This is a genomic window from Massilia aurea, assembly GCF_040790145.1.
Lineage (GTDB): Bacteria > Pseudomonadota > Gammaproteobacteria > Burkholderiales > Burkholderiaceae_D > Telluria > Telluria aurea_C.
In genome coordinates this window covers 46,286-69,470 of sequence record NZ_JBFMMP010000011.1, presented here as the reverse complement: position 1 = coordinate 69,470, position 23,185 = coordinate 46,286, and the positions used below count along the sequence as shown (strand labels likewise).

Here is a 23,185-nt window from a genome sequence, read left to right as displayed (position 1 = left end):
GACGTGAGTATTGGCCTGCACACCATGCACGTCGTTCCCGCGCAGGCGGGAACCCAAGTGTGATGGCATTGCCACCGTGTTTGACGTCGTGGCTGCTCGGATAGACTTGGGTTCCCGCCTTCGCGGGAACGACGGAAGCAAACAAAAGAACAATGAGCGGTACATATCATGGCTAAACACAGCAAAAGCATTCCCAAGCGCGGCCTGCGCGTGGCCGACCAGATCCAGAAGGATCTGTCGGAACTCATCGCCTTCGAACTGAAGGATCCCCGTGTCGGCATGGTCACGATCAGCGAAGTGCAGCTGACCCCCGACTACGCGCACGCGAAGGTGTATTTCACCCTGCTCAAGGATGGTCCCGAAGAAGTGCGCCAGACGCAGGAAGGCCTGAACAAGGCGTCTGGCTACCTGCGAAATATGCTGGGCAAGCGCCTGCATATCCACACGCTGCCGGCGCTGCACTTCGTGCACGACACGTCAACCGTGCGCGGCCTGCAGATGTCGGCCCTGATCGACCAGGCCAACGCCACGCGCTCGAAGGACGATCCGGAATCGAATCCGCCGGCGGCCGTGGATGCAAACGAAGAGGCGGACAAGGAGTGAACGGTCGTCCCGCCAAAAAGCCGCGCGACCTCGTCAATGGCGTGCTGCTGCTCGACAAGCCGGTGGGCTTTTCGTCCAACGACGCGCTGATCAAGGCCAAGCGCGTGCTCAACGCGAAGAAGGCCGGTCACACCGGCACGCTCGACCCGTTCGCCACCGGCCTGCTGCCGCTGTGCTTCGGCGAAGCGACCAAGTTTTCGCAGGACTTGCTCGAAGCCGACAAGACTTATCTCGCGACCGTCCACCTGGGCATCACGACGACCACCGGCGACACCGAAGGCGACGCCGTCGAGACGAAGCCGGTCGACGTGACGCTCGAGCAGATCGAGGCGGCGCTGGCGCGCTATCGGGGCCCGATCCTGCAGGTGCCGCCGATGTATTCGGCGCTCAAGCGCGATGGCAAGGCCTTGTACGAATACGCGCGCGAAGGCATCGTGCTCGAGCGCGAAGCGCGGCCGGTGACGATCCATGCGCTGTCGCTGGTGGCCTACGACGCGCCATTCCTGAAAATCGCCGTTACGTGCAGCAAGGGCACGTATGTGCGCGTGCTGGGCGAAGACATCGGCGCCGCGCTCGGTTGCGGCGCGCACTTGAACGCGCTGCGCCGTACCGAGGTCGGGCCGCTGACGATCGCCGGCATGATCACGCTGGACGATCTGCTGGCGCACCCCGACCCCTTGTCGCTGCTGCAGCCGGTCGACGCCTTGCTGTCGAGTTTTCCGTCGATCGCGCTGACGCCTGAGCTGGCGCGCCGCTTCCTGCAGGGCCAGCGCCTGGCGCTCGGCAAGGAAGAGATCGTCGTTCCAGAGACACAGGGGAGGGTGCGCGTGTATCTCGACGACGGGTTGCTGGGCACCGGCCTGTTAGGGGAGTATGCGATCCTGGCGCCAGAGCGCCTGATCTCGACCGCGGCTTGATGTCACGCCCCTGTCATGCTGGGCGGCTACCCTTGAAGATAGCGCCCCATGGCGGGGCAAGCATTTGAAATACCAGGCTTTTAACGGCCACCCCGGTTCGACCGGAACTTTACCTGCTATACTAGTCGGTTTCCGAAATCGGCACTAGAACTCAGCAGATCCTCGGCAGACCGTACACTTCCGTACAACGCAACTTCTCAGAGACCATGTCAAACACCAAACGCGCGATTCGTAATATCGCAATCATCGCCCACGTTGACCACGGCAAAACCACCCTGGTGGACATGCTGCTGCGTCAATCCGGTACGTTCCGTGAAAATCAGCAGGTGGAAACCCGCGTGATGGACTCGAACGACCTCGAAAAAGAACGCGGCATCACCATTCTGTCGAAGAACTGCGCTGTCGAGTACGAAGGTACCCACATCAACATCGTCGACACCCCAGGCCACGCCGACTTCGGCGGCGAAGTCGAGCGCGTGCTGTCGATGGTTGACTCGGTGCTGCTGCTGGTCGATGCGCAAGAAGGCCCGATGCCACAGACCCGCTTCGTGACCCGCAAGGCACTGGCACTCGGTTTGAAGCCAATTGTCGTCGTCAACAAGGTCGACCGTCCAGGCGCGCGCGCCGAATGGGCCATCAACCAGACCTTCGAACTGTTCGACAAGCTGGGCGCCACCGACGAACAACTGGACTTCCCGGTCGTCTACGCATCGGGCCTGAACGGCTATGCCGGCCTGACCGAAGATGTGCGCGAAGGCGACATGAAGCCACTGTTCGAAGCGATCCTGCAACACGTGCCAGTGCGTGACGACAATCCTGACGGTCCGCTGCAGATGCAAGTGACCTCGCTCGACTACTCGTCGTACGTCGGCAAGATCGGCATTGGCCGTATCTCGCGCGGCCGCATCAAGGCTGGCCAGGACGTCATCGTCCTGAACGGTCCTGGTTCGACCCCGATCAAGGGCCGCATCAACCAGGTCCTGAACTTCAAGGGCCTCGAGCGCGTGCTGGTCGATGAAGCCGTCGCCGGCGACATCGTGCTGATCAACGGTATCGAAGAAATCGGCATCGGTTCGACCGTGTGCGCACCGGACACCCCGGACGCCCTTGAAATGCTGACCGTCGACGAACCAACGCTGACCATGAACTTCATGGTCAACAATTCGCCACTGGCCGGCCGCGAAGGCAAGTTCGTCACCAGCCGTCAGCTGCGCGAACGCCTCGACCGCGAACTGAAAGCCAACGTCGCACTGCGCGTTGCCCCAACCGACGACGACACGATCTTCGAAGTCTCGGGCCGCGGCGAGCTGCACCTGACGATTCTGCTGGAAAACATGCGTCGTGAAGGCTTCGAGCTGGCCGTGTCGCGTCCTCGCGTCGTGTTCAAGATGGTCGATGGCGTGCGCCAGGAGCCGTTCGAGAGCCTGTCGGTCGACGTCGAAGAAGCCAACCAGGGCGGCGTGATGGAAGAACTGGGCCGTCGTCGTGGCGACCTGCAGAACATGGAATCGGATGGCAAGGGCCGCGTGCGTCTCGAGTACCTGATCCCGGCGCGTGGCCTGATCGGCTTCCAGGGCGAATTCATGACCCTGACCCGCGGCACCGGCCTGATGAGCCACGTGTTCCACGAATACGCAGCCGTCGACAACAGCAAGGGCGAAATGGCCGGCCGTCGCAACGGCGTGCTGATCTCGCAGGATGACGGCGCTGCCGTTGCCTACGCAATCTGGAAACTGCAAGACCGCGGCCGCATGTTCGTGTCGCACAACGACCCGGTGTACGAAGGCATGATCATCGGCATCCACTCGCGCGACAACGACCTGGTCGTGAACCCGATCAAGGGCAAGCAGCTGACCAACGTGCGTTCGTCGGGTACCGACGAAGCAGTGCGCCTGGTGCCGCCGATTCAGATGTCGCTGGAATACGCGGTCGAATTCATCGAGGACGACGAACTGGTCGAGATCACCCCGAAGAGCATCCGCCTGCGCAAGCGCTACCTGAAAGAGCACGAGCGCAAGAAGGCGAACCGCGAAGGTTAATTCCTTCCAGGTTCTCCAGAGAACGAAAAAAACCCCGCTGCTTGCAGCGGGGTTTTTTTATTTCGAACAACCCGAGCTTGTCGAAAGTGATGTCAGACGTCCAGGGGATGGCCAAATCGTTCGAGTCGTTCGAGCACACGGTCGCGCTCCATATACGACTTGTGCTTCGTGACGAGAGAGCGTTTCAGATATGGAAAGCCTGTATCGAGCAGTTCCATTGGCCGTACCAGTGTGGAATCCAGAACCTGTTTAACATCGCTGAACCAGAGTGCACCTACCTTCATGCTGCGAGCGGCAACGCGCGCCATACGGATTTCCTGAAGATAAACCACGGCCTGCGGATCGCTCAGTGCAAATACAGGGAAAAATATTGGCGATAGATGCGCCATTTTTACCCGATCTACGTGCTTGAGACAGAACGCGTATGACTGAATATGATTCGTCATCTGGCTCGACGCGGTAAAACCTGTCAGATCCCAACGACTATGTTCAGAAATCGTCCGCAAGTCAGTAAACGGTCCGAAGACCGAATCATTCTGAACGATGACATTTGCCCCAGGGGAGTACTTGCAGATCTGGCGCAGGGCAAGTGTGTAAGCCGAGAAATCGTGTCCTATCAAGTCTTTCCATAGCAAGGCGTCGCAATAACCCGGGAGATCGGCCGGGAGGCGCTGTGCATCCGGGCAGGCGCAAACGACCAGCAGCGGGAAACCGGTGTCCTTCAGGCGAGCAAGCGTAAACCGGTGCGCGGATGACAGGACGCCATCTGGCGCGTAAATGAAGTAAGCCACCCACGCAGGCTTGGGGACGATTGCCTTGATCTTCTTCCAGGCGGGTCTGCGGTGCGCGGCGCGGACGAAGGTTTCAATCATCCTGCGTCGCTCCCACCGCATCACCAGCGATGGCTGAAAGTCCCAGTCACGCGTCAATCCGGCGATGGTCGATGTTTGTTTCGAGCTTATGGTCATTGCTTCCACGCAGAACAAATTTAAGTACGTAATCGTACCTTTTTGGCAATGAATAGTCGAGTAGTGGCACCGACCGGCCGCCGGTCAATCGTCAGCGCAGGCCGAGCAACGCCTGCACGCGGTCGCGGCTGACGCCGGCGAGGGCCGACGTAATCGCCAGCAGCGACTGGTAATCGTGGCTGGCGGCGGTGCCCGAGAAATTCGCGGCCAGCTGCGCCAGTTCGGCGTTCGGCAGCTCGGGCTGCGCCGTGCGCGCCATCGCAATGCCCAGGGCAAGCGTGGCGGTGTCCTGCGAGCGGCGCACGCGGGTCAGGGCCTGCACCACGTCGCGCAGGCCCTGGCGCAAGGCGTCCGGATTGCCGAGCTGCCATTCCTGGGGCGCCAGCGAGGCCGGCAGCGGCACCGTGTCGACCCGGCCACGGCCGGTCACGGCGATGGCGTCTTTGATGCCGTCGAAGTTGGCCTCGGGTGTGGAAAATACGAGCGCGCGCCCCGCATCGAGCCCGGCGTGAATGCCGACCGGGGCCAGCGTGCGGTCCAGGCGGCGCGCGATCTCTTCGTCCGTCATGCCGCGTTCGAACGTGGCCGCCAGTTGCGGGCCGCCGGCGCTGCCGACCGAGAAGCCGAGGGTCTGGCGCCCGCCCGCCTGCAGGCTGGCGAGGTCGAGGCCGTCGATGCGAAAACGCTGCTGCGCGCTGCGGGCGCTGTCGAAGTCGAGCTCGGCATCGAGGCCGGCGCCGCCTTCGCTGCGGCGCGCGTCCAGCGTCTCGCCGAGCTGGCGCGCCCGCACTTCGAGCTGGCGCGAGGCGGCGCCTCGGCCGGCCAGGCGCGCGCTCAAGTCGGTCTTGAGCGCTTCGAGCTGGCTGGCCAGGCGCGCCAGATAATCGAGCGCCTGCTGGGCCCGGGCCACGTCGCTTTGCAGATTGACGTTGTGGTTCGTGCGGCGGCGCAGCGCGGGTGCCGCCGGGGTGCCGGCGGCGCGGGCGCTGGCGCCGGCTTCGGTGTCGGACGGCTTGATGGCCAGCGCCCCGGCGGCGCCGGTGTTGGCGCTGACGATGCCGCTGGCGGCGTTGCTACCCGCGCCGGCCGACGGCGTGCCGGTTGCTCTGGTCAGTGCGTCCATGGTCATCAGAGCGCATCGAACAGCGACAGGTTGCCGATCTTGGCGTAGGCCTTGTAGGTCGCCTGCAGCGCCGCCGAATACCCGCTCAGCTCCGTGGCGGCGACGCCGACGTCGAGCTGGCCGATGTCGGTCATGGCCATCTTGTTCGACAAGCTGATGTTGGCGTGGTTGTCGTCCAGCGTCTGGATGACGTTCTGGCGTCCGCCCAGCGTGGCGATCTTGCCCGAGATCAAGCCTTGCGTCGTATCGAAACCGTCCAGGTTGGCGGCCAGAACGGTGCGCACTTCCGGGTCGTTGGCGGTTGCGCCGGGCACCGTCAGTACGCGGATGCTTTCGTCGAGCTGGTTCAGCAGCGATTCGAGGCCCGCCAGGTCTTCGTTGGCGGGCTGGGTCAGGCCATTGCCCACCGTGACGTTCTGGCTATTGCTGTTGCCGGCGTAGGTATAGCGCGTGCCCGCCGGCGCGTCCGGATCGAAGGCCATCGGCGCGGTCCGGGTCAGCGTGCCCGAGAACAGGTGGTTGCCTTCCTGGTCGACCGTGTTGGCCGTGAAGAACAGGCTGTCGCGCAGCGCCTGCAGCGGCGCGAGCATCGCCTTCAGGTCGGCCGGCGCGTTGCTGCCGTCCGAGGCCCAGACCAGCAGGTCGCGGCCCTCGATCATCTCGCCGACCATATTGCTCAGGTAGCCTTCCGACTTGGACAGGCGCAGCTGGAGCGAGCCGATATTGTCGCGGTATTGCTGGACCGACGATTCCTCGCGTTCCAGGCGCGACAGGCGCACGCTGTCGACCGGGTCGTCCGACGGCAGCAGAATGCGCTTGTTGCTGGCGATTTGCTGCATGATGTAGCTGACCCGCTCCTGGTTCACCTGGAGCGACGCGTTCATCGTCGATTGGTACTGGGAAGTTGCGATACGCATCATTGCTCCTTTAGCCCATCATCGCGAGCATCGAATCGAACAGCGAGTTGGCGACCGAGATCACACGCATATTCGCCTGGTACATGCGCTGGAATTCCACCAGCTTGACCGCTTCCTCGTCTTCGTTCACGCCGCTGGTCGACTGCCAGTCGTCGACCGATTGGATGCGCACGGTGTCGGTCGTCTTCAGGGCGGCTTTATTGAGTTTGCTGTCGACCGCCAGCTTGCCCAGCAACTGGGTGTCGGCGTCGCTCAGCAGCACGTTACCGATGCCTGGCAGGTTGACCGGCTGGCCCTTGAGCGCGGCCAGCAGTTGCAGGTTGCCGGTGTCGCCCGGCAGGCCGTCGCTCGAAAACGCCAGGTCCTGGGCCTTGAAACCGTCGACGATCTTGAGCATGTCTGCCCCGCTGCCGGGGGTGTAGACGAACAGCGGCGTGCCAGCCGCGCCCGGCGCCGTGAAACCATCCGCCAGCTGGTCGTTGACGCGTTCGGCGATGGTGCTGGCCAGCGCGTCGATGTCTGTTTGCAGCGGCACCAGGGTATTGGCTTCGTACAGGCTCAGGCCGCCGAGCTGGCCGCCCATCCTGGTGGCGTCGAGCGTGAAGGTGGCATTCGCGAAGGTAATCGAAAACGCCTGCGGGGCGTCGGCGGTGGCTGCGGCCTCGAGGGTGCCGTGCATGCTGCCGATCACCAGCGCCTGGCCGCTCTTGAGCGAAACGTCGCGCGTGCCGTCGGCATTGGTCGACACTTCCAGCGCCACCTTCGCGGCCAGCGCGTCGATCGCGTTGTCGCGCGCATCGATCAGGCTCGAGGCCGACACGCCGCCGGCCTGGGTTTCCGTGATCTGCTGGTTTAGCCGGGCAATCGTGGCGATGTCGCTGTTGGCCGAGTCGACCAGCGCGCTGCGCTGCTGGCGCACCGAGGTCAGCTGCGAGTTGAAGACGTTGTTCAGGCCATTGAAGCGCTCGCCCATCAGGCTGGCCGAGGTAAGCACTTGCTGACGCAGCGGGCTCGAGCCCGGGTCGCCGGCCACGGCATTGATGGCCTTGAAAAAGTCGTCGATGCCGGCCGACAGGCTGGCCGACGCGTCGCCCATGACGCTTTCGAGCTGGGTCAGGTAGGGCTGCGACTGGGCATACATGCCTTGCTCGGACGCGGCGCGCCACATGGCCTGGCTCTTGTAGTTGTCCGAAAAGCGCAGCAGCGAACTCACCTGGACGCCATTGCCGGCCGAACGCCCGCTGGCATCGGGGCCAACGGAGGTGAACAGCGCCGATTGCCGGGTATAGCCCTTGGTTTGCAGATTGGCGACGTTCTGGCTGCTGGCCGACAGCGCAATCTGGGCGGCGAGAGCGCCGGACAGGGCATTATTGATGATCGTCATGGTGAGATTTTTCTCGAGACAGGGTTATCTTGATAGGGCGACCAATTATTGCCGCTCGTTAAGCTTGCGCGGAAATTGCCCGTACGGACGGCGAGAATCAGGATTTGCCGCCCGTGGCGCCCGGCACCAGCTGGCGCAGGATGGCGTCGGCAATGCCGAAGGCGCGCTGGCCAGCCATATTGCCGGCGAGCAGATCGTCGGCCATGTCCTGCATGTCGTGGTTGACGCGGTTGTTGAAGACGCTGTCCTCGCTCGCCATTTCGCGGGTCGAGGCGCGCATCGTGCGCAGCATGTGGCCGATGAAGAAGCGCTCGAACTCGACCGCCGCCTGGGTGGCTTTGGCGACGTAGGCGGGGTCGTGTCCGGATGGGTTGGTGGCGACCGGGGACTCGGCGTCCGGCGCCGGGGCAGGGCTGCGAAGTTCGTCGATGCGCATCAGATCACCACCAGTTCGCCTTCGATCGCGCCGGCCTGGTCGAGCGCCTGAAGGATCGCCATGATGTCGTCGGGCGAGGCGCCCAGGCTGTTGACGGTGTCGATGATCGTCTGCAGGCGCGCGCCCGGCGGCCAGCGGAACATCTGGGCCGATCCCTGGTCGACCGACAGCTTCGATTCCGGCGTTACGGCCGTCTGGCCGCGGCTGAACGGGCCCGGCTGGCTGACGCGCGAGCCTTCCGAAATGATCACCTTGAGCGAGCCGTGGGTAACCGCCGCCGCCTTGACGCGCAAGCCGTCGGCAATGACGACGGTGCCGGTGCGCGAATTGAACACGACGCGCGGCACGTCGATGCCCGATTCCACCGTCAGCGCACTCAGGCGCGCGACGAACGCGACGCGCTCGGTCGGATTGCTGGGGGCAATGACTTCGACGCTGGTGCCATCCTGCGTGGTGGCCACCGGCCCGTAGCGCTTGTTGATCGCATCGACCACATTGGTCGCCGTTTCGAAGTGCGGCTGGCGCAGGCGCAGCGTGACTTGCGGGCGGGTGGCGAAGTCGGTCGCGATCTCGCGCTCGATCTGGGCGCCGTTGGGCACGCGGCCGGCAGTCGGGGTATTCACGGTGACCGACGAGCCGCTGCGGCCGGTGGCGTTCAGGCCGCCGACCACCACATTGCCCTGGGCCAGCGCATAGACTTCGTTATCGGCCGCGCGCAGCTGCGTCAGCAGCAGCGTGCCGCCGCGCAGGCTTTTCGAGTCGCCCAGCGACGACACCGTCACGTCGATCGACTGGCCGCGCCGGTAGCCGGGCGGGAAGGTGGCCGAGACCATCACGGCCGCCACGTTCTTGTTCCTGGCGTCTTCGCCTTCCGGCAGGCGCACGCCGAACTGCTTGAGCATGTTGACGACCGACTGGCTCGAGAATTTCACCTGGGTCGAGTCGCCGCTGCCGTTCAGGCCGACCACGAGGCCGTAGCCGACCAGCGGATTCTCGCGCACGCCTTCGACGCTGACGAGGTTGCGCAGCGCTTGCGCGGCTTGCGCGGGCAGGGCCGCGCCTATCAGCAGCGCGGCGAGCAAGAGTGGAACGATCCGGCGCGAAGTCATATCCATCCTCAGAACGGCATCAGGGGGCTGTTGAAGAAGCGCGTCAGCCAGCCCGGCGTGTTGGCCTCGGCCAAGGCGCCGCGGGCGGAATAGGCGATACGGGCATTGGCCACGCGCAGCGACGAGATGCGGTTGTCGGCGTCGATATCGGCGGCGCGCACGAAACCCTTCAGGCGCACGAATTCTTCACCCTGGTTGAGCATCAGGTTCTTTTCGCCGGCCACGCGCAGCAGGCCGTTGGGCAGCACTTCCTGCACGATCACGGTCAGGGCGCCCGACAGCGCGTTTTGCTGGGTGCTGGTGGCGTCGCCCTCGAAATCGCGGTCGGCCGAAATGTCGATCGCGGCCTTGTCGTAGATCTTGCCCAGGGCCGCCAGCGGCGAGATCCCGATCGACGAGCCTTTCGAGATGCTGGTGCCGGCGCGCTTGCTGGCCTGGGTGGTTTCTTGCAGGATCACGGTAACGGCGTCGCCCACGCGGTAGGCGCGGCTGTCGGACGTCAGCGACACGGTGTCGGCCGTGAACACGCCGCCCGAGATGCCGCCGCGCGCGGCGCGCTGCAGCGGTACGGCGTCGTCGTCGGCCAGCGACACCGGCATTGGCGACGAGCAGCCGGCCAGGACCAACCCGCACAGCGCGGCGGCGAAGGCGTTGGCCAACGGGTTGGCAGGCACGCGCATCAGCGTGCCGCCTGCGCCAAGGTTTGCAGCATATTGTCGGCTGCCGACAGCACCTTGGTGTTCATCTCGTAGGTGCGCTGGGCCGCGATCATGTCGACCATTTCTTCGACAACCTGCACGTTCGAGCCTTCCAGCGAGCCTTGCTTGAGCTTGCCGAACGCGGCATCGCCCGGACTGCCTTCGTTGGCTGCGCCGCTGGCGGCGGTTTCCTGGAACAGGTTGTCGCCCAGCGCCAGCAGGCCGGTCGGATTGATGAAGGCGGTCAGGTTCAGCTGGCCGACTTCCTGCGGCGCCGGCTGGCCCGCGATCGTCACCGACACCATGCCATTTTCGCCGATGGTCACGCCAGACGCGTTTTGCGGAATCGTGATCTGCGGCACGATCGGCAAGCCCTGGGCATTGGTCAGCGTGCCGTTGGCGTCGACCTGCAACTGGCCGGCGCGGGTGTAGGCCGGTTCGCCGTTCGGACGGCGCACCTGCAGGAAGCCGGCGCCCGAGATCGCCACGTCAAGCGGCTGGCTGGTCTGTTGCAGGCTGCCGTTGGTAAAGGCCTTCTGGGTGCCGACCACGCGCACGCCGTTGCCAAGCTGTACGCCGTTGGTGACGGTGTTGTCGGCATTCTGGGCGCCCGGCTGCGCATCGACCTGGTAGAACAGGTCTTCGAACACGACGCGGTCGCGTTTGAAGCCGACGGTGTTGACGTTGGCCAGGTTGTTGGCGATCGCCTGCAGCTTGGCATCCTGTGCCTGGACGCCGGTCTTGCTGATCCACATTGCTGGGTTCATGGTTGCTCCTGTAGGTTGTGCCGGCGCTAGGCGCCGAGCAGTCGGTTGCCCGATTCGTTCATGCTGTCGCTGGCCTTGAACATCTTCATCTGCATCTCGAAGCTGCGGTTCAGGGCCATGACGGCGACCATTTCTTCGACCGCCGAGACATTGCTGCCTTCGATCACGCGGCTGCGCACGGTGATGTCCGGATCGGGCGCGAGCGGCTCGCCGCCGCGCGGCACGATCAGGCCCGCCTCGTTCTTGGTCAGCGCGGCGCCGCCGGCGCTCACCAGGCGCAGGCGATCGACCACCTGGCTGATCGTGCCGCCCTCGGGCATCACCGAGATCGTGCCGTCGTTGGCGATGTCGACCGCAGTATGCGGCGGCAGCACGATCGCGCCGCCTTCGCCGAGCAGGGGGCGGCCGGCCACCGACAGCGCGCCGTTGGCGTCGATGTCGATGGCGCCGCTGCGGGTATAGGCTTCGCCGCCATCCCATTCGACCGCCAGGTAGCCGTCGCCGGCGATGGCCACGTCGAGCGGGCGCCCGGTGTCGCGCACGGTGCCGGCGCGCGTCGAGATCGCATCGGCCTCGGAGCGCGACAGGTGTACGTCGTCGTAGCCGTAGCCGGCCAGCGCCTGCACCGACGCCAGCTCGATATTGGCGCGAAAGCCCGGCGTGTCGGCATTGGACAGGTTGTTGGCACGCACCTGCTGCGCGCGCAGCGTGCGTTCGGCGCCGCTGACGGCGGTGAAGATGAGCTTATCCATGACGCGCCGCTTACAGTGCCTGCATCAGCGACTGCATCATCTGGTTCTCGGCGGTGATGACCTTCGAGTTCGCCTGATAATTGCGCTGCGACGTCATCAGGCCGACCAGCTCCGACGTGATGTCCACGTTCGAGCCTTCCAGCATGCCCTTGGACAGCTTGCCGCCCAGGCCGACGCCCGGCGTCGTGTACAGCGGCGCGCCCGAATTGGCGTTGGCGATCCAGGCCGTGTCGCTGACCGACACCAGGCTGCCTTCGTCCGGGAAAGTGGCGAGGGCCACGGTGCCGACGACCTGCTGCTGCTCATTGCTGTACTTGGCGACGATCGAGCCGTTTTCGGCCAGTTCGACGCCCACGAAGGTGCCCGAGGCATAGCCGTCGGAGCGGTTGGTGGTGTTGGTCGCTTCGCCGGCGAACTTGGAGGTGCCGGTATAGTCGAAGTTGAAGACCAGGTTTTCCGCGCCGGCTGCGGCGCCGGCAATGGTCAGGTCCGGGCCGGTGGTAGTGGTCGGCAGGATCTGCCCATTGGTGCCGAAGTTCATGGCGAAGCCGGCGCCGGTCGGTGCCGCGCCGTTCAGGCTGTAATGCACGGTGACGGTGTCGGCATCGGTGCGCACGAAATACTGCGACACCGTGTGCTGGGTGCCGAGCGAGTCGTACACGACCGATTGCCTGACCATATTGTAGGTATTGCCGTCGGCCGGATTGAACGCGGCCGCCGGGGTCACCCAGTCGCCCGACATATTGCCGGCATACGCCACCCTGGTGCTGGACACGGCCGGGATCTGGCCGGTCGGGATCTCGATGTCGCCCATCGTGCCGAGCACGCCGCCGACGGTCGGGCCATAGCCCTGGACTTTCTTGCCGGTCGAGTCGACCAGCAAGCCATCGGCATTGGTCGAGAAGATGCCCACGCGCGAGTACGACACGATGCCCTGGTCGTCGCGGCTGGTGAAGAAGCCGCGCCCCTGGATCGCGGCGTCCATGCCGCGGCCGGTGGTCGCCAGGCTGCCGTTCTGGCCGATGTTCTGGGTCAGCGACTGCACTTGCACGCCATTGGCCTGCTCGCCCGCATACACCGACGCGAAATTGGCGCGGCTGCTCTTGAAACCGTAGGTGTCCGCGTTGGCGATATTGTTCGACAGCGTGTTGAGCTGTTCGTTGATGGCCTGGATGCCCGACAGGGCGATATTGAAGCTCATGGCGTATCCTTGTTAGTTGGTCGTGGCCAGCGCATCGGCGCCGGAGGTATTGCCGTTCGGCTTGCCGTTGAAACCCGTGATCCAGCCCGGCTCGACGTCGCCGACGCCTGCCACCTGCATCAGGATGCCGCCGGTCGCCGACAGGCGCACGCTGGTCAGGCGCCCGTCGATCTCCACCGCCGGCATGGTGCCGTCGGACGCTTCGGCGGCGATGCTGTATTTGCCGGCCGGCAGGCCGAGCTTGACCGGATCGATCGTGAAGCCTTGCGCGCCGGCGGCGTGCGGCGGTAGTTCGATCCGCGTCTGCGTGCCGGTGACGTTCGTGAGCACCAGGTGGGTAAGGGTGCTGGCGCCGCCCAGCTGGACGCTGCCCTGCAACGGGGTATCGTCCAGCTGTACCCGGCTCGTTTCCACCGAGACCTGGTTGCCGACCTGGCCGCCCATCGCCAGCACTTGCAGGCTTTGCAGCATGGTGGCGCTGGCGGCGGTGGTCTGGGTCATGTTTTCCATCGCCTCGGTCTGCGACAGCTGCGAGAGCTGGTTCACGAACGTGGCCGGATCGGACGGCGCCAGCGGATCCTGGTTGCGGATCTGCGCGACAAGCAGCTTGGTGAACATGTCCTTGTTGGCGCTGACCGTGCTGGCGGCAGGCGCGACGGCGCTGGTGGCGGCGCCGGTCGTGCTGCCGTTGAAGCCGAATGCGGTCGAGGTGGTGGTCGCCATGATCAGCTCTCTCCCATGCGGATCAGCGATTGCTGCATCGACTTGATGCGGCCCATGACCTCGACATTGGTTTCGAAGGCGCGCGAGGCGGCCATCATGTCGGCCATCTCGGCCACTTCGTTGACGTTGGCGTAGAACACCATGCCGTCGGCGTCGGCCAGCGGATTGTCGGGCTCGTGCATGCGGCGCAGCGGTGCGCTCGACTCGACCACGTCGAGCACCTGCACCTTGGCCACGCCGGCATCGCCCAGCATCGCCGCGAAGACGGGTTTGCGCGCGCGGTAGCCGTCCGCTTCGGTGCTCGAGACCGCGTTGGCGTTGGCCAGGTTGCTGGCGATCGTGTTCATGCGCACGGTCTGGGCCGCCATGGCCGAACCGGCGATCTGTGAAATATCCTTGAAACCCATGCGGCGCTCCTTATTGACCGGTGATGACTTTGTTCAGACCGCGCAGCTTCATGTTGATGAAGGTCAGGCTGGTCTGGAAGTCCGAGGCGTTCTGCGAAAAGGCCGCCTGCTCGACGCCGATCTCGACGGTGTTGCCGTCGGCGCTCGGGTGGTAGGGCACGCGGTACAGGGGGCCATCGCCGGACAGCGTCGGCAAGCCATCGCCGGCATCGAGCTGGTCTTGCAGCGCACTGGCGAAATCGATGTCGCGCGCCGTGTAGCCAGGCGTGCTTTCGTTGGCGATGTTGGCGGCCAGGACGCGGGTGCGCTCGGCGCGCAGCTGGAGCGCATCGGCATGCACGCCCAGCGCCTCCTTGAAATTAATCGGCATGGCGATTCTCCGGTGAAGTGCTGTGGGATTGGTTAGAATGGATATTTCCGCCTGACCAACATTGTCCAAAAATGGATTTCCTTAAGGCAACATTTAGCATTGTAACCTCTCTTTTGTGCGCTGCCGCATGGTCAGCGCAAACTCTTTCCACAGAGATACAAAAAGCGGCACGGGGCGAGCTGGAAAAGTTCGCTGCCGCGACCAGGCTGAGCGAGCCCGAGTTCGACGTGACCGTGGTCAGCAGCCGGCCAGCCCCGGCCTGCAGCGTGGCCCCCGCCATCGAGGCGCTCGACACGCGCCAGGCGGCGCGCATGCGCTTCGTGGCGCGCTGCCCTGACGGGCGCGGCTGGCGGCATGAATTCGTCGTACGGGCCCGCATGTCGGCCATGGTGGCGGTGGCCGCCGCGCCGGTTGCGGCCAACGCGGTGCTGGGCGAGGCCGACGTGGCGCTCGAGCGGCGCGACATCACGACCATCGCCGATCCGGTCGGCGTGCTGGAGGACGTCATCGGCCAGTCGAGCCGGCGCAGCCTGCGCGCGGGCGACGTGCTGCGGGCAGGCGCGCTGGCCGCGCCCATTGCGGTAAAACGTGGCGACGGCGTGATGATGGTGGCGAACCGCGATGGCATCGAGGTCAGCATGGCTGGCGAAGCGCTCGATGCCGGCGCGCGCGGCGCCATCGTCCGGGTCCGGAACAGCGCCAGCGGCCAGGTCGTGCGCATGCGCGTGATCGGCGCCGGCGCGGTCCAGCCGCTCGACTTGCCGCTGGACGAATAAGTCAGCGCATGACGACCGGCGCTCACTCGGCCGCACCCTGCAGTTTGGTGGCGATGCGCGCCAGCTTGGCAGCGTAGCCGGGATCGGTGGCGTAGCCGCCGCGCGCCAGGCCCTGGGCGAAGGCCCTGGCGTCGCTACCCGTGTTCAGGGCGCCGCGGTAGCGCGGGTTGTCCAGCAACACGCGGGCGTAATCCTGGAACGCGCTGGCCGCATCCGGATAGGCGCGGAATGTCTCGCGCGTGGAGACTGCCGCGCCGCCCACGTATTCGGTGGTGGCCGACGCGCCCGTCGCGCCGTCCCAGCGCGCGCCGGCCTTGATCCCGAACAGGTTGTGGCTGCTCGCGCCGCTCTCGACGCGCAGCGGACGCTGGCCCCAGCCCGACTCCAGCGCGGCGTGGGCCTGCACCAGTTCGGGCGCCACGCCGAGCTGCGCCGCCGCCTGGCGGGCCCAGGGGGCGATGCTGTCCAGGAAGGCTTGCTGCGTGGGCGGCTGCGCGCTGTCGGTCGCGTGCATGATCGAGCCGCTGGCGCGTGCGCGCAGCAGCGCGCCTTCGGCACTGAGGGTGCTCGCGCCGTGCAGGGCCGGCAGGGCGCTGTCGCCGTGCTGGATGTAGGCGGCTACCTCATGTGCCACGCTGCTCGTCCCGTCGTTGAAGACAGCGCCGAAGCCGGCGCCGCCGCCGGTCGCCGCGGTTGGCCGGGTTGGCACTGTCGCGAGCGTGGCGGCGGTGGGCGCCGTGGCGCGGGTGCCGATGTCAGCGTGGCGCATACAACTGGTCCTCGCCGTGCAGCACGCGCTGCATCACGCTGTGCTGGTCGGCCAGCAGCTGGCCGTTGCGGAAAGTAGCGTCCTGGCAGGCGCGCACGGTCTGTTCCAGCGCGTGCCAGGCAGCCTCGAACGCGTCGCGCGGGCCCGGGGCCAGCGTGGCGATGTACTGCGCCATCGTGCCTTGCGCGCCGAGCAGGGCGCGCACCAGTTGCACCCGCTGCTGCCGGCGCGCTTCCATCGCTTCGAGGAGCGGTCCCAGTTCGTCGGCCAGCGCGGTCAGCTCTGCGCTGCGGTGGCGCACGGCGGCATCGAACTGGCGTTCGAGCAGCATCAGTATCGTGGCGGTCTCGCGCACGTCGAGCGTGACGCCGTCGGCAAGCAGCGCATTGGCCTGGCTGCGGGTGAGGGTGGCCATGCTCAGCGTCCCGCGTGAAACTTCTGGATCAGGCCGGCCAGGCGGCCCGCGTCGAACGGCAGCTCGCCGCGCGCCAGCGCATCGCGTAATTCGGCCACGCGCGCCGCATCGAAGTCGGGAAGCGCCGCGAGCGCTTCGGCGGCCGGCTGCAAGACTGCCGACTGCAGCGCGGTGGACTGCGCGGCGCCCGCAGCGTCGGCCTGGACGGGCGCCGGCGCCGCGCCTGCGCCCGGCGTCACGGTGGAAATGGCGCCGGAAGGTGAGCCGGTAATTTTCATGCGGTGTCCTCGGGATTTGGTGTGTATCGTCATGGCGATGTCGGCAACTGGCCGCGCAGGGCGTCGAGTGCGGCCGCGTCGGGCAGGGTCACGGTGGCGCCCGCGCCCAGTGGCGAACTGGCCGCAGTAGCCGCGGCGCCGGCCGCCGGCGCGCCGAACATGCCTGCCACCGCGCGCGACTGGGCGCTGGTCAGGATCAGCAGCTCGATGCGGCGGTTCATGCCGTCAAGGGGCGCTTCCGGGTGCAGCGGGCCGCGATCGGCCATGCCCACCACCTGCAGCACGGTGTCGGTGCGCATGCCGCCGGTGAGCAACTGGGCGCGCGCCGACAGGGCACGGTCGGTCGACAACGCCCAGTTCGAGTACGCGCCCCGGTCGGCGCCGGCATAGCGGCTGGCGTCGGTGTGGCCGATGATCAGCATCTGGTTGCGCATCTGGCCGAACAGCGGCCCCATCTTTTGCAGCAGGCGCGCGAAGCGTCCGGTCGGCAGCGCGCTGCCGCGCATGAACATGCCTTGCTTGTCGGTGTCGTGCAGCATCACGCGCAGGCCGTACGGCGTGACCACCGTGGCCAGGTTGGCGGCCAGGCCGGCGCTGGCGGACAATTCGGTCAGCGCGGTCGACAGCGCCGTCAGGTCGGCCGGCGACTCGTAGGCGGTGCGCGGCGCGCTGGGGCTGCCCGGATTGCTGGTGCCGGCGTTGCCGGTGCGCGGCACCTCGAAACGTTCGATCAGGCTGCCGCTGGGCGCGGTCGCGATGGCCGGCTTGTTGCCCTGGCCTTCGAGCATGCCACTGTCGGTGGCGTCGCGCACGATCGCCTTCAGGTTCTGCTGTTCGCGCGCGGCGATCAGCCACAGCACGAGGAACAGCGCCATCAGCGCCAGGCAAAAGTCGGCGAACGCGACTTTCCAGGCGCCGCCGTGCTCGTCGTGCTGGTGCTTGGCGGCGCTGCGCTTGACGATCGTCGATTCGTGCTTGTCGTTCGGCTTTGACACGTGTTACCCCGTCATGCGGTCGTTGGTACGGCGCCGCTTGTTCTGCGATTCGTCCTCGCCGCCCATGGCGTTGATCCACCCTTCGAGTTGCGCGAAGCTGGGCTTGGTATTCAGCTGGATCAGGCGGCGCCCGGCATCGATCGCCAGCAGGGCCGGCTTGCCGGCCACGTGCGTGCACAGCACGACCTTCACGGTTTCCATGGTCGACGCTTCCGAATTGACGGTCTGCTTCATCAAGTTGGCCAGCGGCTCGAGCACGCCGTAGCAAAAGAAGATGCCGATGAAGGTGCCGACCATCGCCGCGCCGACCTTCTCGGCGATCTCGCCCGAATCGGCGCCGCCCGAGACCGAGAACATCGCCATCACGATGCCCAGCACGGCGGCCAGGATGCCGAAGCCGGGCATCGCTTCGGCGATTTTTTGCAGCGACTTCGACGGCTGCGTCAGTTCTTCGTGGATGGCGCCCAGCTCTTGCTCGAGCACGCCTTCGAGCTCGTGCGCGTTGATCTTGCCCATCGCCATCAGGCGGAAATTGTCGACGATAAAGGCGAGCAGCTTCGGCTCGTCCAGGATGCGCGGGTAGCGCTGGAACAGCGGGCTTTCGGCGGGCGCTTCGACGTGGGCGTCGAGCGCCTTCAGGCCACCGGCGGCCGTTTGCAGCAATTCGTACATGAGCAGCAGCAACTGGCGCTGGAATTCGGAATCGTGCTTCTTGCGCGCCGCGACCTTCTTGAGCTGGTGGCCCATTTCGCCCAGCACGTGGCGCGGGTTGCCCAGCACCAGTGCGCCGAAGGCGGCGCCGCCGATGATCAGGATTTCCACCGGGTGGAAGATCGCGGAAAACGTGCCGCCCATCAGGGTGAAGCCCCCGAAGACGGCGCCGAGCACGATGGCGATACCGAGTAATTGCTGCATGACGTGGTGCCTTTCTGGCGGTTTTCTGTTGTCGGTTCAGTCGCGCTGCAGCGCGGTTTTCATCTTGGCCAGCGCGCTCTTGTTGAGCTGGCAGACGCGGGCGTCGGACAGGTCGAGCACGGCGGCGATTTCCTTGTAGCTCAGTTCGAACTCGTAGATCATCTGGATCACGCGCTGCTCCTTTTCGTTCAGTTTGCCCAGCGCCTGTTCCAGGCTGCGCCGCACCAGGTAGCCGTCTTCGGGGCCGGGCGTGTGGTGCTCGGCGCCGACCGCTTCTTGCAGGATTTCATCGAAGCTGAGCATCTCTTCGGCGCTCTCGGCCAGCAGATACTGCTGGTACCCGTCGCCGTTCAAGCCCAGCGCGGCGGCCGCTTCCTGCTCGTTCGGCTCGCGCCCCAGGCTGCGTGTGAGCGCGCGCAGCGCGTCGCGCTGGCGGTGGCTGTCCTGGCGCACCGCGCGCGGGCGCCAGTCCTGGCGGCGCAGTTCATCGAGGATCGCGCCGCGCACGCGCAGTGCGGCGTAGCTTGAAAACCCCGTGTCCGGCGCGCCGTAGCGGCGCAGCGCTTCGAGCAGGCCCATCAGGCCGATCTGTTCCATGTCCTCGCGGCCCAGGGCCCCCGATACCTGGCTGCCCAGCTGGCGCACGATGCGCTTGACCAGCGGTGCGTAGGCGAGCAGGTGGCGCGATTCGTCCTGCGGCGACAAGCCCGCACTGGCCACCACGTCGCCATATTCGGCGGCGGCGGCATCGGCGTAATCGGTCACGTAGGCCACGGGCTCTCCAGGCGCATCACTCGATGATCAGCTTGCCGACCATGACTTCGGAAAACGGCTTGATATGGTTTTCCTTGGCATAGTTGGCGTCGAAGACCTTGTTCAGCTCGCTCGCGTACCCGTCCACCGTCATGGCGGAGGCTTCGGCCATGGTGCGTGCCGACAACGCCGATACCGCGATGCTGCGCAGCAGCGGCAGGTGTTCCTTGGCCGCTTTCTCGTCGTCCGCCGTCGTCGCCAGTACCAGGTCGACCGACAGGTAATGGGCCGCCTGCTCGGTCGGCGCGCGGCGCAGCATGACGATCACCTTGTCCAGCGTGACGTACTTGGTCTGCTTGACTTCGGGCGCCGGCCGGGCCGCAACGCCGCCCGCCGGGGCCGGACTCAGGTACCACATGGCGCCGCCCGCGGCGGCGGCCGCCGCGATGGCGACGCCGGCAAATGCAATGATCAGTTTGGCTTTCATGGTGTTCGCGTCAAGTCATCGAGAAAAAGGGTGAGCCGGCGTCGTCGGCATCGCGCAGCGCCTGGCCCGGCGTCCGGTCCTGGCTCTGCTCCTGGCGCGGCCGGCCCTGGCCATCGGCGCCGCCATGGCTGAATGCCTGGCTGCCGGCCTGGGCGCGTGGCACCTCGGTCACGTTGACCGAGACGCTGCTGTACTGGCGGCCCGCGAGGTCGTTGCGCAGGGTGTCGCTGACGGTGTTCAACTGGCGCAGCACCTCGGTGTTCGAGGCAGCGATATGCACCTCGAGGTTGCCGCCGTTGTGGCGGATCGCGATCTCGATCCGGCCCAGCATCGGCGGCTCGAGCCGGATCGTCGCCTGCTCGATGTTGCGGCCAAGCTGCAATTGCAGGCGTTCGCCCAGCGCTTCGTGCAGGTTCTGGCGCCAGGCGGCAGGCGGGCCGGCCAGCACGATGCTGTCGGCGCCGCGCGCGCTGGCGCCCGGACTGACGGCGGCGCTCACGCCGGCGCCCGCCGTAACGGCGTCGGCGCCGGCGCCGGCATCCGGCGCGGTGTGTTCGCTGTTCGCTGCGGTGGCCGCGACAGGCGCTGCAGCGTTGGCGATGACCTGTCCGGTGGCCTGGGCCGACGGCGCAGCAGGCGCTGCGACCGGCGCTGCGACCGGCGCCGTGGCCGGCACGGCAGCCGCCAGCGGCGGCGGGCCCCGCGTAGCGGCGACCTGGGCGAGGGCGGCCGGCGCATCGCCCGCCGCCGGCGCTTCGGCGGCATCGGCCGCCGGATCCGGCCTGAAGCCCGGCATCGCCAGCATCATGGCCGGCATGGTCACGGGCGCCACCGGCGGCGCCATCGCGGCCAGCACGATGTCGGTGGCGGTGGCGGTGGTGTCGTCCAGGACTTCGGCGGCCTCGCCCGGCGTGGCGCCGGGCGCCACGGCGGTGTCGTCCTGCGGCGCGGCCGCCGCACTGCCGGGCAGCGGCGCTTGCGGCAGTGCGCCGTCGAGCGCGATCCAGTAACCGAAGGGCAGGGCCTCGACCGGCGCTGCGCCATCGGCCGCTGTGGAACTCGCCCCGGGTGTCGGCCCGGATGTCGCCCCGGGGCTCGCTACAGTTTTCGCTGCTGTTTTCGCTGCGGATCCCGCTGCGGATACCGGCGCATCCGGCGCAGGCGCGCCGGGATTGCCGGTCACGCCCGCCGGTTTGCCGAGCGTGTTGCCGGCGCCGTAGTTGGCGTTATTCATGGTGCTGCTCATCGCCGGGTTCATCGCATCACCTCGCCTGGTTCGGGTTCGCCCGTGAGGGCATAGGCCATCCAGCCTTCCTTGTTGTTGCTCATCTCGTCGAGCCGCGTCCGCACGTCGCCGATGGCGCGGGCACAGGCCTGCGCCGCGCCGTCGTGGGCCGCGCGCAGCCGCGCCAGCGCGGTTCGCTCCGGTGCAGTCCAGGCGCCCCTCGCCGCCAGGGCCGTCAACCCCGGCGCGAGCTCGCCCGCGGCGCGCCCGAGCGCGTCCCAGTCGGCGGCAACGCTGGCGCCGTGCAGGCGCGCCGTGAGGCGCTCGATGGCGCGGATCCTATCCATTGCGGTCCTGGATGCCTTTCCAGCCCGAGCGGATGGTGGTCAGGACGCGCGTGACTTCATCGACCATGTCGGGATCGAGCTTGATGCCGGCGCCGTGCAGGTGGGCCGCGCAAAAGTCATAGATGCGCGCCAGGTTGGTCACGGTCTCGCCGCCGCCCTCGAAGTCGAGCGAGCTCGACAGGCCGTTGATGATCTCGATGCACTTGTCGATGCTGGCTGCTTTCTGCTCATAGCGGCGGGCCACGATGTGGGCGCGGGCGCGCGCCAGCTCGTCGAGCAGGCCGTCGGTGAGCAGCAGCACCAGTTCGACCGGCGAGGCACGCGAAGTCTGCGTGTCCAGGTTGACGGCGTGGTAGCCGCCGTAGGCTTCTTGATAGGACATGGCGATCTTGATTGGCTGGTAGGGATCAGTCGCTGTCGTTGCCGAACAGGGCATCGAACAGGGACACGTTATTGTTCATCACGGCCTGCATGGTCTGCAGCTGCGTGAATTGCGCCAGGTAGCGCTGGTAGGCGTTGTTGTACTGCTCGTCGATCAGCGCCTCGCGTTCGGTCAGCGTCGATTGCAGTTCCTGGGTCGCCGACTTGCGCTTGCCGATCTGGCCCGACGACGCGTCGTTCCAGCTCTGCAGGTATTTGTCGAGTTCATTGGCGATGCCGCTCGGGTCGGCGGTGGACGTGCTGCCCACCAGCGCGTCGAGCGCGTTGGGGGTGAGCGCCAGCTGGGCGGTCAGGCGGTCGGCGCGCAGCTCGAGCGTGCCGTCCCTGGTCGCGATGATGCCGAACGAGGCCAGGCTGGCGCTGCCGGCCGGGCGCAGGATGCTCACCAGGCGGTCATGCAGCGCGCGCACGCCGCCGTCGCTGGAAAACGTGCCGGCCGCGACGCCGGTGTTCGGGTCGCCGGGGCTGACCAGCTTGGCCAGGCTCGTCTTGAGTGCGTTGTAGGCGGTGACGAAGGCCTGGACATTGCCCGTGGCCGTCGCCAGGTCGGCGCCGACGGTGAGCGTCACCGGCGCCGCGCCGGCGGCCTGCGCCTTCACGAAGGTCATCGTCACGCCGTCGATATTCGTGAACGTGTTGCTGGCCTGCTCGATCGGCGTGCCGCTTTCGGCGCCGACATGGACAATCGCATTTTGCGCCAGCGTCAAGGTGCGCATGGCCCCGGGCGCATTGGCCGTGGTCAGGCTGGACGGGCCGGTAACGCCCGTGGTGTCGAGCGTGATGGCGGTATTGGCGCCGGTTTCCTTGCTGCTCAGGACCAGTTCCGACGTGGTGCCGGTGATGATCACCGACGCGGTGAGCTTGCCCTTGTTGGCGGGGGCGGCATTGATGGCCGCCGCCAGCTCGCGCGTGGACAGGGTGCCGTCGCCATCGCTGTCGGCCTTGGCCAGGTCGATCTTGAATGCTTCGGCGCCGCCCATGCGCACGGCGAGTTCGCCGCCGACGCCGGTATCGCCCGTCAGGCCGGCGAACGAGACCTGGCTGGCCGTGGCCAGCTGCTTGACAAAGAACGCATAGGCGCCAGCCGGCGCATCGGCGCTGGCGCTGCCGGTGCCGATGGCGGTGTCGCTGAACTTCGCTGACTGCGCGTACAGCGTCTTGCCGGTGCCCGTGAGCGCGGCCAGGCTGGCCTGGAATGCCGAGATGGTCGAGCCCAGTTCGGTCAGGGCGCGTGCCGTGGCGTTGGCCTGCAGCGTCTGCGACGATAGCTGGTCGCGGCGCGCGGCGACGTACTTCTCGGCCAGCGCAGTGGCCGTGGTGACGGGATCGTAGGTCGGTGCGGTAATCACTGATGCCATGCTGTTCTCCTG

At 66.6% G+C, this 23,185-nt stretch carries 28 protein-coding genes; 4 read left to right on the top strand and 24 right to left on the bottom strand.

Features of this window, described 5'->3' with window-relative positions:
* The first annotated feature begins 168 nt into the window (after window positions 1–168).
* From rbfA to typA, 3 genes are all read left to right on the top strand, one after another.
* Complete coding sequence (gene rbfA, locus AB2N08_RS15720) at window positions 169–603, top strand: 30S ribosome-binding factor RbfA (RefSeq protein WP_367611605.1); 435 nt, start codon at window positions 169–171, stop codon at window positions 601–603.
* Entirely contained in the window at window positions 600–1,520 is a 921-nt protein-coding gene (gene truB, locus AB2N08_RS15715; RefSeq protein ID WP_367611604.1) for a tRNA pseudouridine(55) synthase TruB, read from the top strand. Before rbfA ends, truB begins: the two co-directional genes overlap by 4 nt.
* 206 nt (window positions 1,521–1,726) lie before the next feature.
* Window positions 1,727–3,559: a translational GTPase TypA gene (gene typA / locus AB2N08_RS15710; RefSeq protein WP_367611603.1), complete on the top strand. Its 1,833-nt coding sequence runs from the start codon at window positions 1,727–1,729 to the stop codon at window positions 3,557–3,559.
* Between the two features lie 92 nt (window positions 3,560–3,651).
* Here typA and AB2N08_RS15705 read toward each other — a convergent pair whose 3' ends face one another.
* From AB2N08_RS15705 to flgB, 13 genes are all read right to left on the bottom strand, one after another.
* Entirely contained in the window at window positions 3,652–4,527 is an 876-nt protein-coding gene (locus AB2N08_RS15705; RefSeq protein ID WP_367611602.1) for a hypothetical protein, read from the bottom strand.
* Between the two features lie 91 nt (window positions 4,528–4,618).
* Window positions 4,619–5,656, bottom strand: coding sequence for a hypothetical protein (locus AB2N08_RS15700; RefSeq protein WP_367611601.1), 1,038 nt, complete (start codon window positions 5,654–5,656; stop codon window positions 4,619–4,621).
* A complete protein-coding gene (gene flgL, locus AB2N08_RS15695) occupies window positions 5,656–6,567 on the bottom strand; it encodes a flagellar hook-associated protein FlgL (protein ID WP_367611600.1) in 912 nt (303 codons plus the stop codon). Before flgL ends, AB2N08_RS15700 begins: the two co-directional genes overlap by 1 nt.
* A gap of 10 nt (window positions 6,568–6,577) precedes the next feature.
* The gene (flgK, locus tag AB2N08_RS15690; RefSeq protein WP_367611599.1) at window positions 6,578–7,951 is read right to left on the bottom strand and encodes a flagellar hook-associated protein FlgK; all 1,374 of its coding nucleotides are present in this window, start codon (window positions 7,949–7,951) and stop codon (window positions 6,578–6,580) included.
* A 97-nt stretch (window positions 7,952–8,048) separates the two neighbouring features.
* Window positions 8,049–8,387 carry a rod-binding protein gene (locus AB2N08_RS15685; protein WP_367611598.1) on the bottom strand — a complete coding sequence of 113 codons (339 nt, stop codon included), beginning with the start codon at window positions 8,385–8,387 and terminating at the stop codon, window positions 8,049–8,051.
* Window positions 8,387–9,496: a flagellar basal body P-ring protein FlgI gene (locus tag AB2N08_RS15680; protein WP_367611597.1), complete on the bottom strand. Its 1,110-nt coding sequence runs from the start codon at window positions 9,494–9,496 to the stop codon at window positions 8,387–8,389. Before AB2N08_RS15680 ends, AB2N08_RS15685 begins: the two co-directional genes overlap by 1 nt.
* Window positions 9,497–9,504: 8 nt before the next feature.
* Entirely contained in the window at window positions 9,505–10,176 is a 672-nt protein-coding gene (flgH, locus tag AB2N08_RS15675) for a flagellar basal body L-ring protein FlgH (protein ID WP_367611596.1), read from the bottom strand.
* Window positions 10,176–10,961 (bottom strand): flagellar basal-body rod protein FlgG, encoded by a 786-nt coding sequence (gene flgG, locus AB2N08_RS15670; protein ID WP_367611595.1) that lies wholly within the window; start codon window positions 10,959–10,961, stop codon window positions 10,176–10,178. Before flgG ends, flgH begins: the two co-directional genes overlap by 1 nt.
* Before the next feature lie 26 nt (window positions 10,962–10,987).
* Complete coding sequence (locus AB2N08_RS15665; protein WP_367611594.1) at window positions 10,988–11,713, bottom strand: flagellar basal body rod protein FlgF; 726 nt, start codon at window positions 11,711–11,713, stop codon at window positions 10,988–10,990.
* Window positions 11,714–11,723: 10 nt separating this feature from the next.
* Window positions 11,724–12,914: a flagellar hook protein FlgE gene (locus AB2N08_RS15660; RefSeq protein WP_367611593.1), complete on the bottom strand. Its 1,191-nt coding sequence runs from the start codon at window positions 12,912–12,914 to the stop codon at window positions 11,724–11,726.
* 12 nt (window positions 12,915–12,926) lie between these two features.
* Window positions 12,927–13,637 carry a flagellar hook capping FlgD N-terminal domain-containing protein gene (locus AB2N08_RS15655; protein WP_367611592.1) on the bottom strand — a complete coding sequence of 237 codons (711 nt, stop codon included), beginning with the start codon at window positions 13,635–13,637 and terminating at the stop codon, window positions 12,927–12,929.
* A 2-nt stretch (window positions 13,638–13,639) separates the two neighbouring features.
* Window positions 13,640–14,044: a flagellar basal body rod protein FlgC gene (gene flgC, locus AB2N08_RS15650; RefSeq protein ID WP_367611591.1), complete on the bottom strand. Its 405-nt coding sequence runs from the start codon at window positions 14,042–14,044 to the stop codon at window positions 13,640–13,642.
* Window positions 14,045–14,054: 10 nt separating this feature from the next.
* Window positions 14,055–14,414, bottom strand: coding sequence for a flagellar basal body rod protein FlgB (gene flgB / locus AB2N08_RS15645; RefSeq protein WP_367611590.1), 360 nt, complete (start codon window positions 14,412–14,414; stop codon window positions 14,055–14,057).
* A 227-nt stretch (window positions 14,415–14,641) separates the two neighbouring features.
* On the opposite strand from flgB, the gene flgA reads away from it, so the two are divergent.
* Window positions 14,642–15,190: a flagellar basal body P-ring formation chaperone FlgA gene (gene flgA / locus AB2N08_RS15640; protein WP_367611589.1), complete on the top strand. Its 549-nt coding sequence runs from the start codon at window positions 14,642–14,644 to the stop codon at window positions 15,188–15,190.
* Window positions 15,191–15,212: 22 nt separating this feature from the next.
* On the opposite strand, the gene AB2N08_RS15635 is transcribed toward flgA, so the two are convergent.
* The 11 genes from AB2N08_RS15635 to fliD are packed head-to-tail and all read right to left on the bottom strand — an operon-like array spanning window position 15,213 to window position 23,173.
* Window positions 15,213–15,959 carry a glycoside hydrolase family 73 protein gene (locus tag AB2N08_RS15635; protein WP_367611588.1) on the bottom strand — a complete coding sequence of 249 codons (747 nt, stop codon included), beginning with the start codon at window positions 15,957–15,959 and terminating at the stop codon, window positions 15,213–15,215.
* Window positions 15,946–16,374, bottom strand: a complete 429-nt coding sequence (flgN, locus tag AB2N08_RS15630) for a flagellar export chaperone FlgN (protein WP_367611587.1) — start codon at window positions 16,372–16,374, stop codon at window positions 15,946–15,948. The genes AB2N08_RS15635 and flgN overlap by 14 nt, the downstream gene beginning before the upstream one ends.
* Window positions 16,375–16,376: 2 nt before the next feature.
* On the bottom strand, window positions 16,377–16,652 hold the full coding sequence (flgM, locus tag AB2N08_RS15625) for a flagellar biosynthesis anti-sigma factor FlgM (RefSeq protein ID WP_367611586.1): 276 nt from the start codon (window positions 16,650–16,652) through the stop codon (window positions 16,377–16,379).
* A gap of 29 nt (window positions 16,653–16,681) precedes the next feature.
* Window positions 16,682–17,647 carry a flagellar motor protein MotB gene (locus AB2N08_RS15620; protein WP_367611585.1) on the bottom strand — a complete coding sequence of 322 codons (966 nt, stop codon included), beginning with the start codon at window positions 17,645–17,647 and terminating at the stop codon, window positions 16,682–16,684.
* 3 nt (window positions 17,648–17,650) lie between these two features.
* A complete protein-coding gene (gene motA / locus AB2N08_RS15615) occupies window positions 17,651–18,562 on the bottom strand; it encodes a flagellar motor stator protein MotA (RefSeq protein ID WP_367611583.1) in 912 nt (303 codons plus the stop codon).
* A 36-nt stretch (window positions 18,563–18,598) separates the two neighbouring features.
* Window positions 18,599–19,336, bottom strand: coding sequence for a FliA/WhiG family RNA polymerase sigma factor (locus AB2N08_RS15610; RefSeq protein WP_367611582.1), 738 nt, complete (start codon window positions 19,334–19,336; stop codon window positions 18,599–18,601).
* A 16-nt stretch (window positions 19,337–19,352) separates the two neighbouring features.
* A complete protein-coding gene (locus AB2N08_RS15605) occupies window positions 19,353–19,802 on the bottom strand; it encodes a flagellar basal body-associated FliL family protein (protein ID WP_367611581.1) in 450 nt (149 codons plus the stop codon).
* Window positions 19,803–19,812: 10 nt separating this feature from the next.
* The gene (locus tag AB2N08_RS15600; protein ID WP_367611579.1) at window positions 19,813–21,048 is read right to left on the bottom strand and encodes a flagellar hook-length control protein FliK; all 1,236 of its coding nucleotides are present in this window, start codon (window positions 21,046–21,048) and stop codon (window positions 19,813–19,815) included.
* A gap of 8 nt (window positions 21,049–21,056) precedes the next feature.
* Window positions 21,057–21,374, bottom strand: a complete 318-nt coding sequence (locus AB2N08_RS15595; protein WP_367611578.1) for a hypothetical protein — start codon at window positions 21,372–21,374, stop codon at window positions 21,057–21,059.
* Window positions 21,367–21,756 (bottom strand): flagellar export chaperone FliS, encoded by a 390-nt coding sequence (gene fliS / locus AB2N08_RS15590; protein ID WP_367611577.1) that lies wholly within the window; start codon window positions 21,754–21,756, stop codon window positions 21,367–21,369. Before fliS ends, AB2N08_RS15595 begins: the two co-directional genes overlap by 8 nt.
* Before the next feature lie 25 nt (window positions 21,757–21,781).
* A complete protein-coding gene (gene fliD / locus AB2N08_RS15585; protein ID WP_367611576.1) occupies window positions 21,782–23,173 on the bottom strand; it encodes a flagellar filament capping protein FliD in 1,392 nt (463 codons plus the stop codon).
* Window positions 23,174–23,185: the final 12 nt, after the last annotated feature.

Excerpts from the sequence above, each read along its gene's own strand:
- rbfA (WP_367611605.1), top strand. The coding sequence starts at position 169 with ATGGCTAAACACAGCAAAAGCATTCCCAAGCGCGGCCTGCGCGTGGCC.
- typA (WP_367611603.1), top strand. The coding sequence starts at position 1,727 with ATGTCAAACACCAAACGCGCGATTCGTAATATCGCAATCATCGCCCAC.
- AB2N08_RS15705 (WP_367611602.1), bottom strand. The coding sequence starts at position 4,527 with ATGACCATAAGCTCGAAACAAACATCGACCATCGCCGGATTGACGCGT.
- AB2N08_RS15700 (WP_367611601.1), bottom strand. The coding sequence starts at position 5,656 with ATGACCATGGACGCACTGACCAGAGCAACCGGCACGCCGTCGGCCGGC.
- flgL (WP_367611600.1), bottom strand. The coding sequence starts at position 6,567 with ATGCGTATCGCAACTTCCCAGTACCAATCGACGATGAACGCGTCGCTC.
- flgK (WP_367611599.1), bottom strand. The coding sequence starts at position 7,951 with ATGACGATCATCAATAATGCCCTGTCCGGCGCTCTCGCCGCCCAGATT.
- AB2N08_RS15685 (WP_367611598.1), bottom strand. The coding sequence starts at position 8,387 with ATGCGCATCGACGAACTTCGCAGCCCTGCCCCGGCGCCGGACGCCGAG.
- AB2N08_RS15680 (WP_367611597.1), bottom strand. The coding sequence starts at position 9,496 with ATGACTTCGCGCCGGATCGTTCCACTCTTGCTCGCCGCGCTGCTGATA.
- flgH (WP_367611596.1), bottom strand. The coding sequence starts at position 10,176 with ATGCGCGTGCCTGCCAACCCGTTGGCCAACGCCTTCGCCGCCGCGCTG.
- flgG (WP_367611595.1), bottom strand. The coding sequence starts at position 10,961 with ATGAACCCAGCAATGTGGATCAGCAAGACCGGCGTCCAGGCACAGGAT.
- AB2N08_RS15665 (WP_367611594.1), bottom strand. The coding sequence starts at position 11,713 with ATGGATAAGCTCATCTTCACCGCCGTCAGCGGCGCCGAACGCACGCTG.
- AB2N08_RS15660 (WP_367611593.1), bottom strand. The coding sequence starts at position 12,914 with ATGAGCTTCAATATCGCCCTGTCGGGCATCCAGGCCATCAACGAACAG.
- AB2N08_RS15655 (WP_367611592.1), bottom strand. The coding sequence starts at position 13,637 with ATGGCGACCACCACCTCGACCGCATTCGGCTTCAACGGCAGCACGACC.
- flgC (WP_367611591.1), bottom strand. The coding sequence starts at position 14,044 with ATGGGTTTCAAGGATATTTCACAGATCGCCGGTTCGGCCATGGCGGCC.
- flgB (WP_367611590.1), bottom strand. The coding sequence starts at position 14,414 with ATGCCGATTAATTTCAAGGAGGCGCTGGGCGTGCATGCCGATGCGCTC.
- AB2N08_RS15635 (WP_367611588.1), bottom strand. The coding sequence starts at position 15,959 with ATGCGCCACGCTGACATCGGCACCCGCGCCACGGCGCCCACCGCCGCC.
- flgN (WP_367611587.1), bottom strand. The coding sequence starts at position 16,374 with ATGGCCACCCTCACCCGCAGCCAGGCCAATGCGCTGCTTGCCGACGGC.
- flgM (WP_367611586.1), bottom strand. The coding sequence starts at position 16,652 with ATGAAAATTACCGGCTCACCTTCCGGCGCCATTTCCACCGTGACGCCG.
- motA (WP_367611583.1), bottom strand. The coding sequence starts at position 18,562 with ATGCAGCAATTACTCGGTATCGCCATCGTGCTCGGCGCCGTCTTCGGG.
- AB2N08_RS15605 (WP_367611581.1), bottom strand. The coding sequence starts at position 19,802 with ATGAAAGCCAAACTGATCATTGCATTTGCCGGCGTCGCCATCGCGGCG.
- AB2N08_RS15600 (WP_367611579.1), bottom strand. The coding sequence starts at position 21,048 with ATGAGCAGCACCATGAATAACGCCAACTACGGCGCCGGCAACACGCTC.
- AB2N08_RS15595 (WP_367611578.1), bottom strand. The coding sequence starts at position 21,374 with ATGGATAGGATCCGCGCCATCGAGCGCCTCACGGCGCGCCTGCACGGC.
- fliS (WP_367611577.1), bottom strand. The coding sequence starts at position 21,756 with ATGTCCTATCAAGAAGCCTACGGCGGCTACCACGCCGTCAACCTGGAC.
- fliD (WP_367611576.1), bottom strand. The coding sequence starts at position 23,173 with ATGGCATCAGTGATTACCGCACCGACCTACGATCCCGTCACCACGGCC.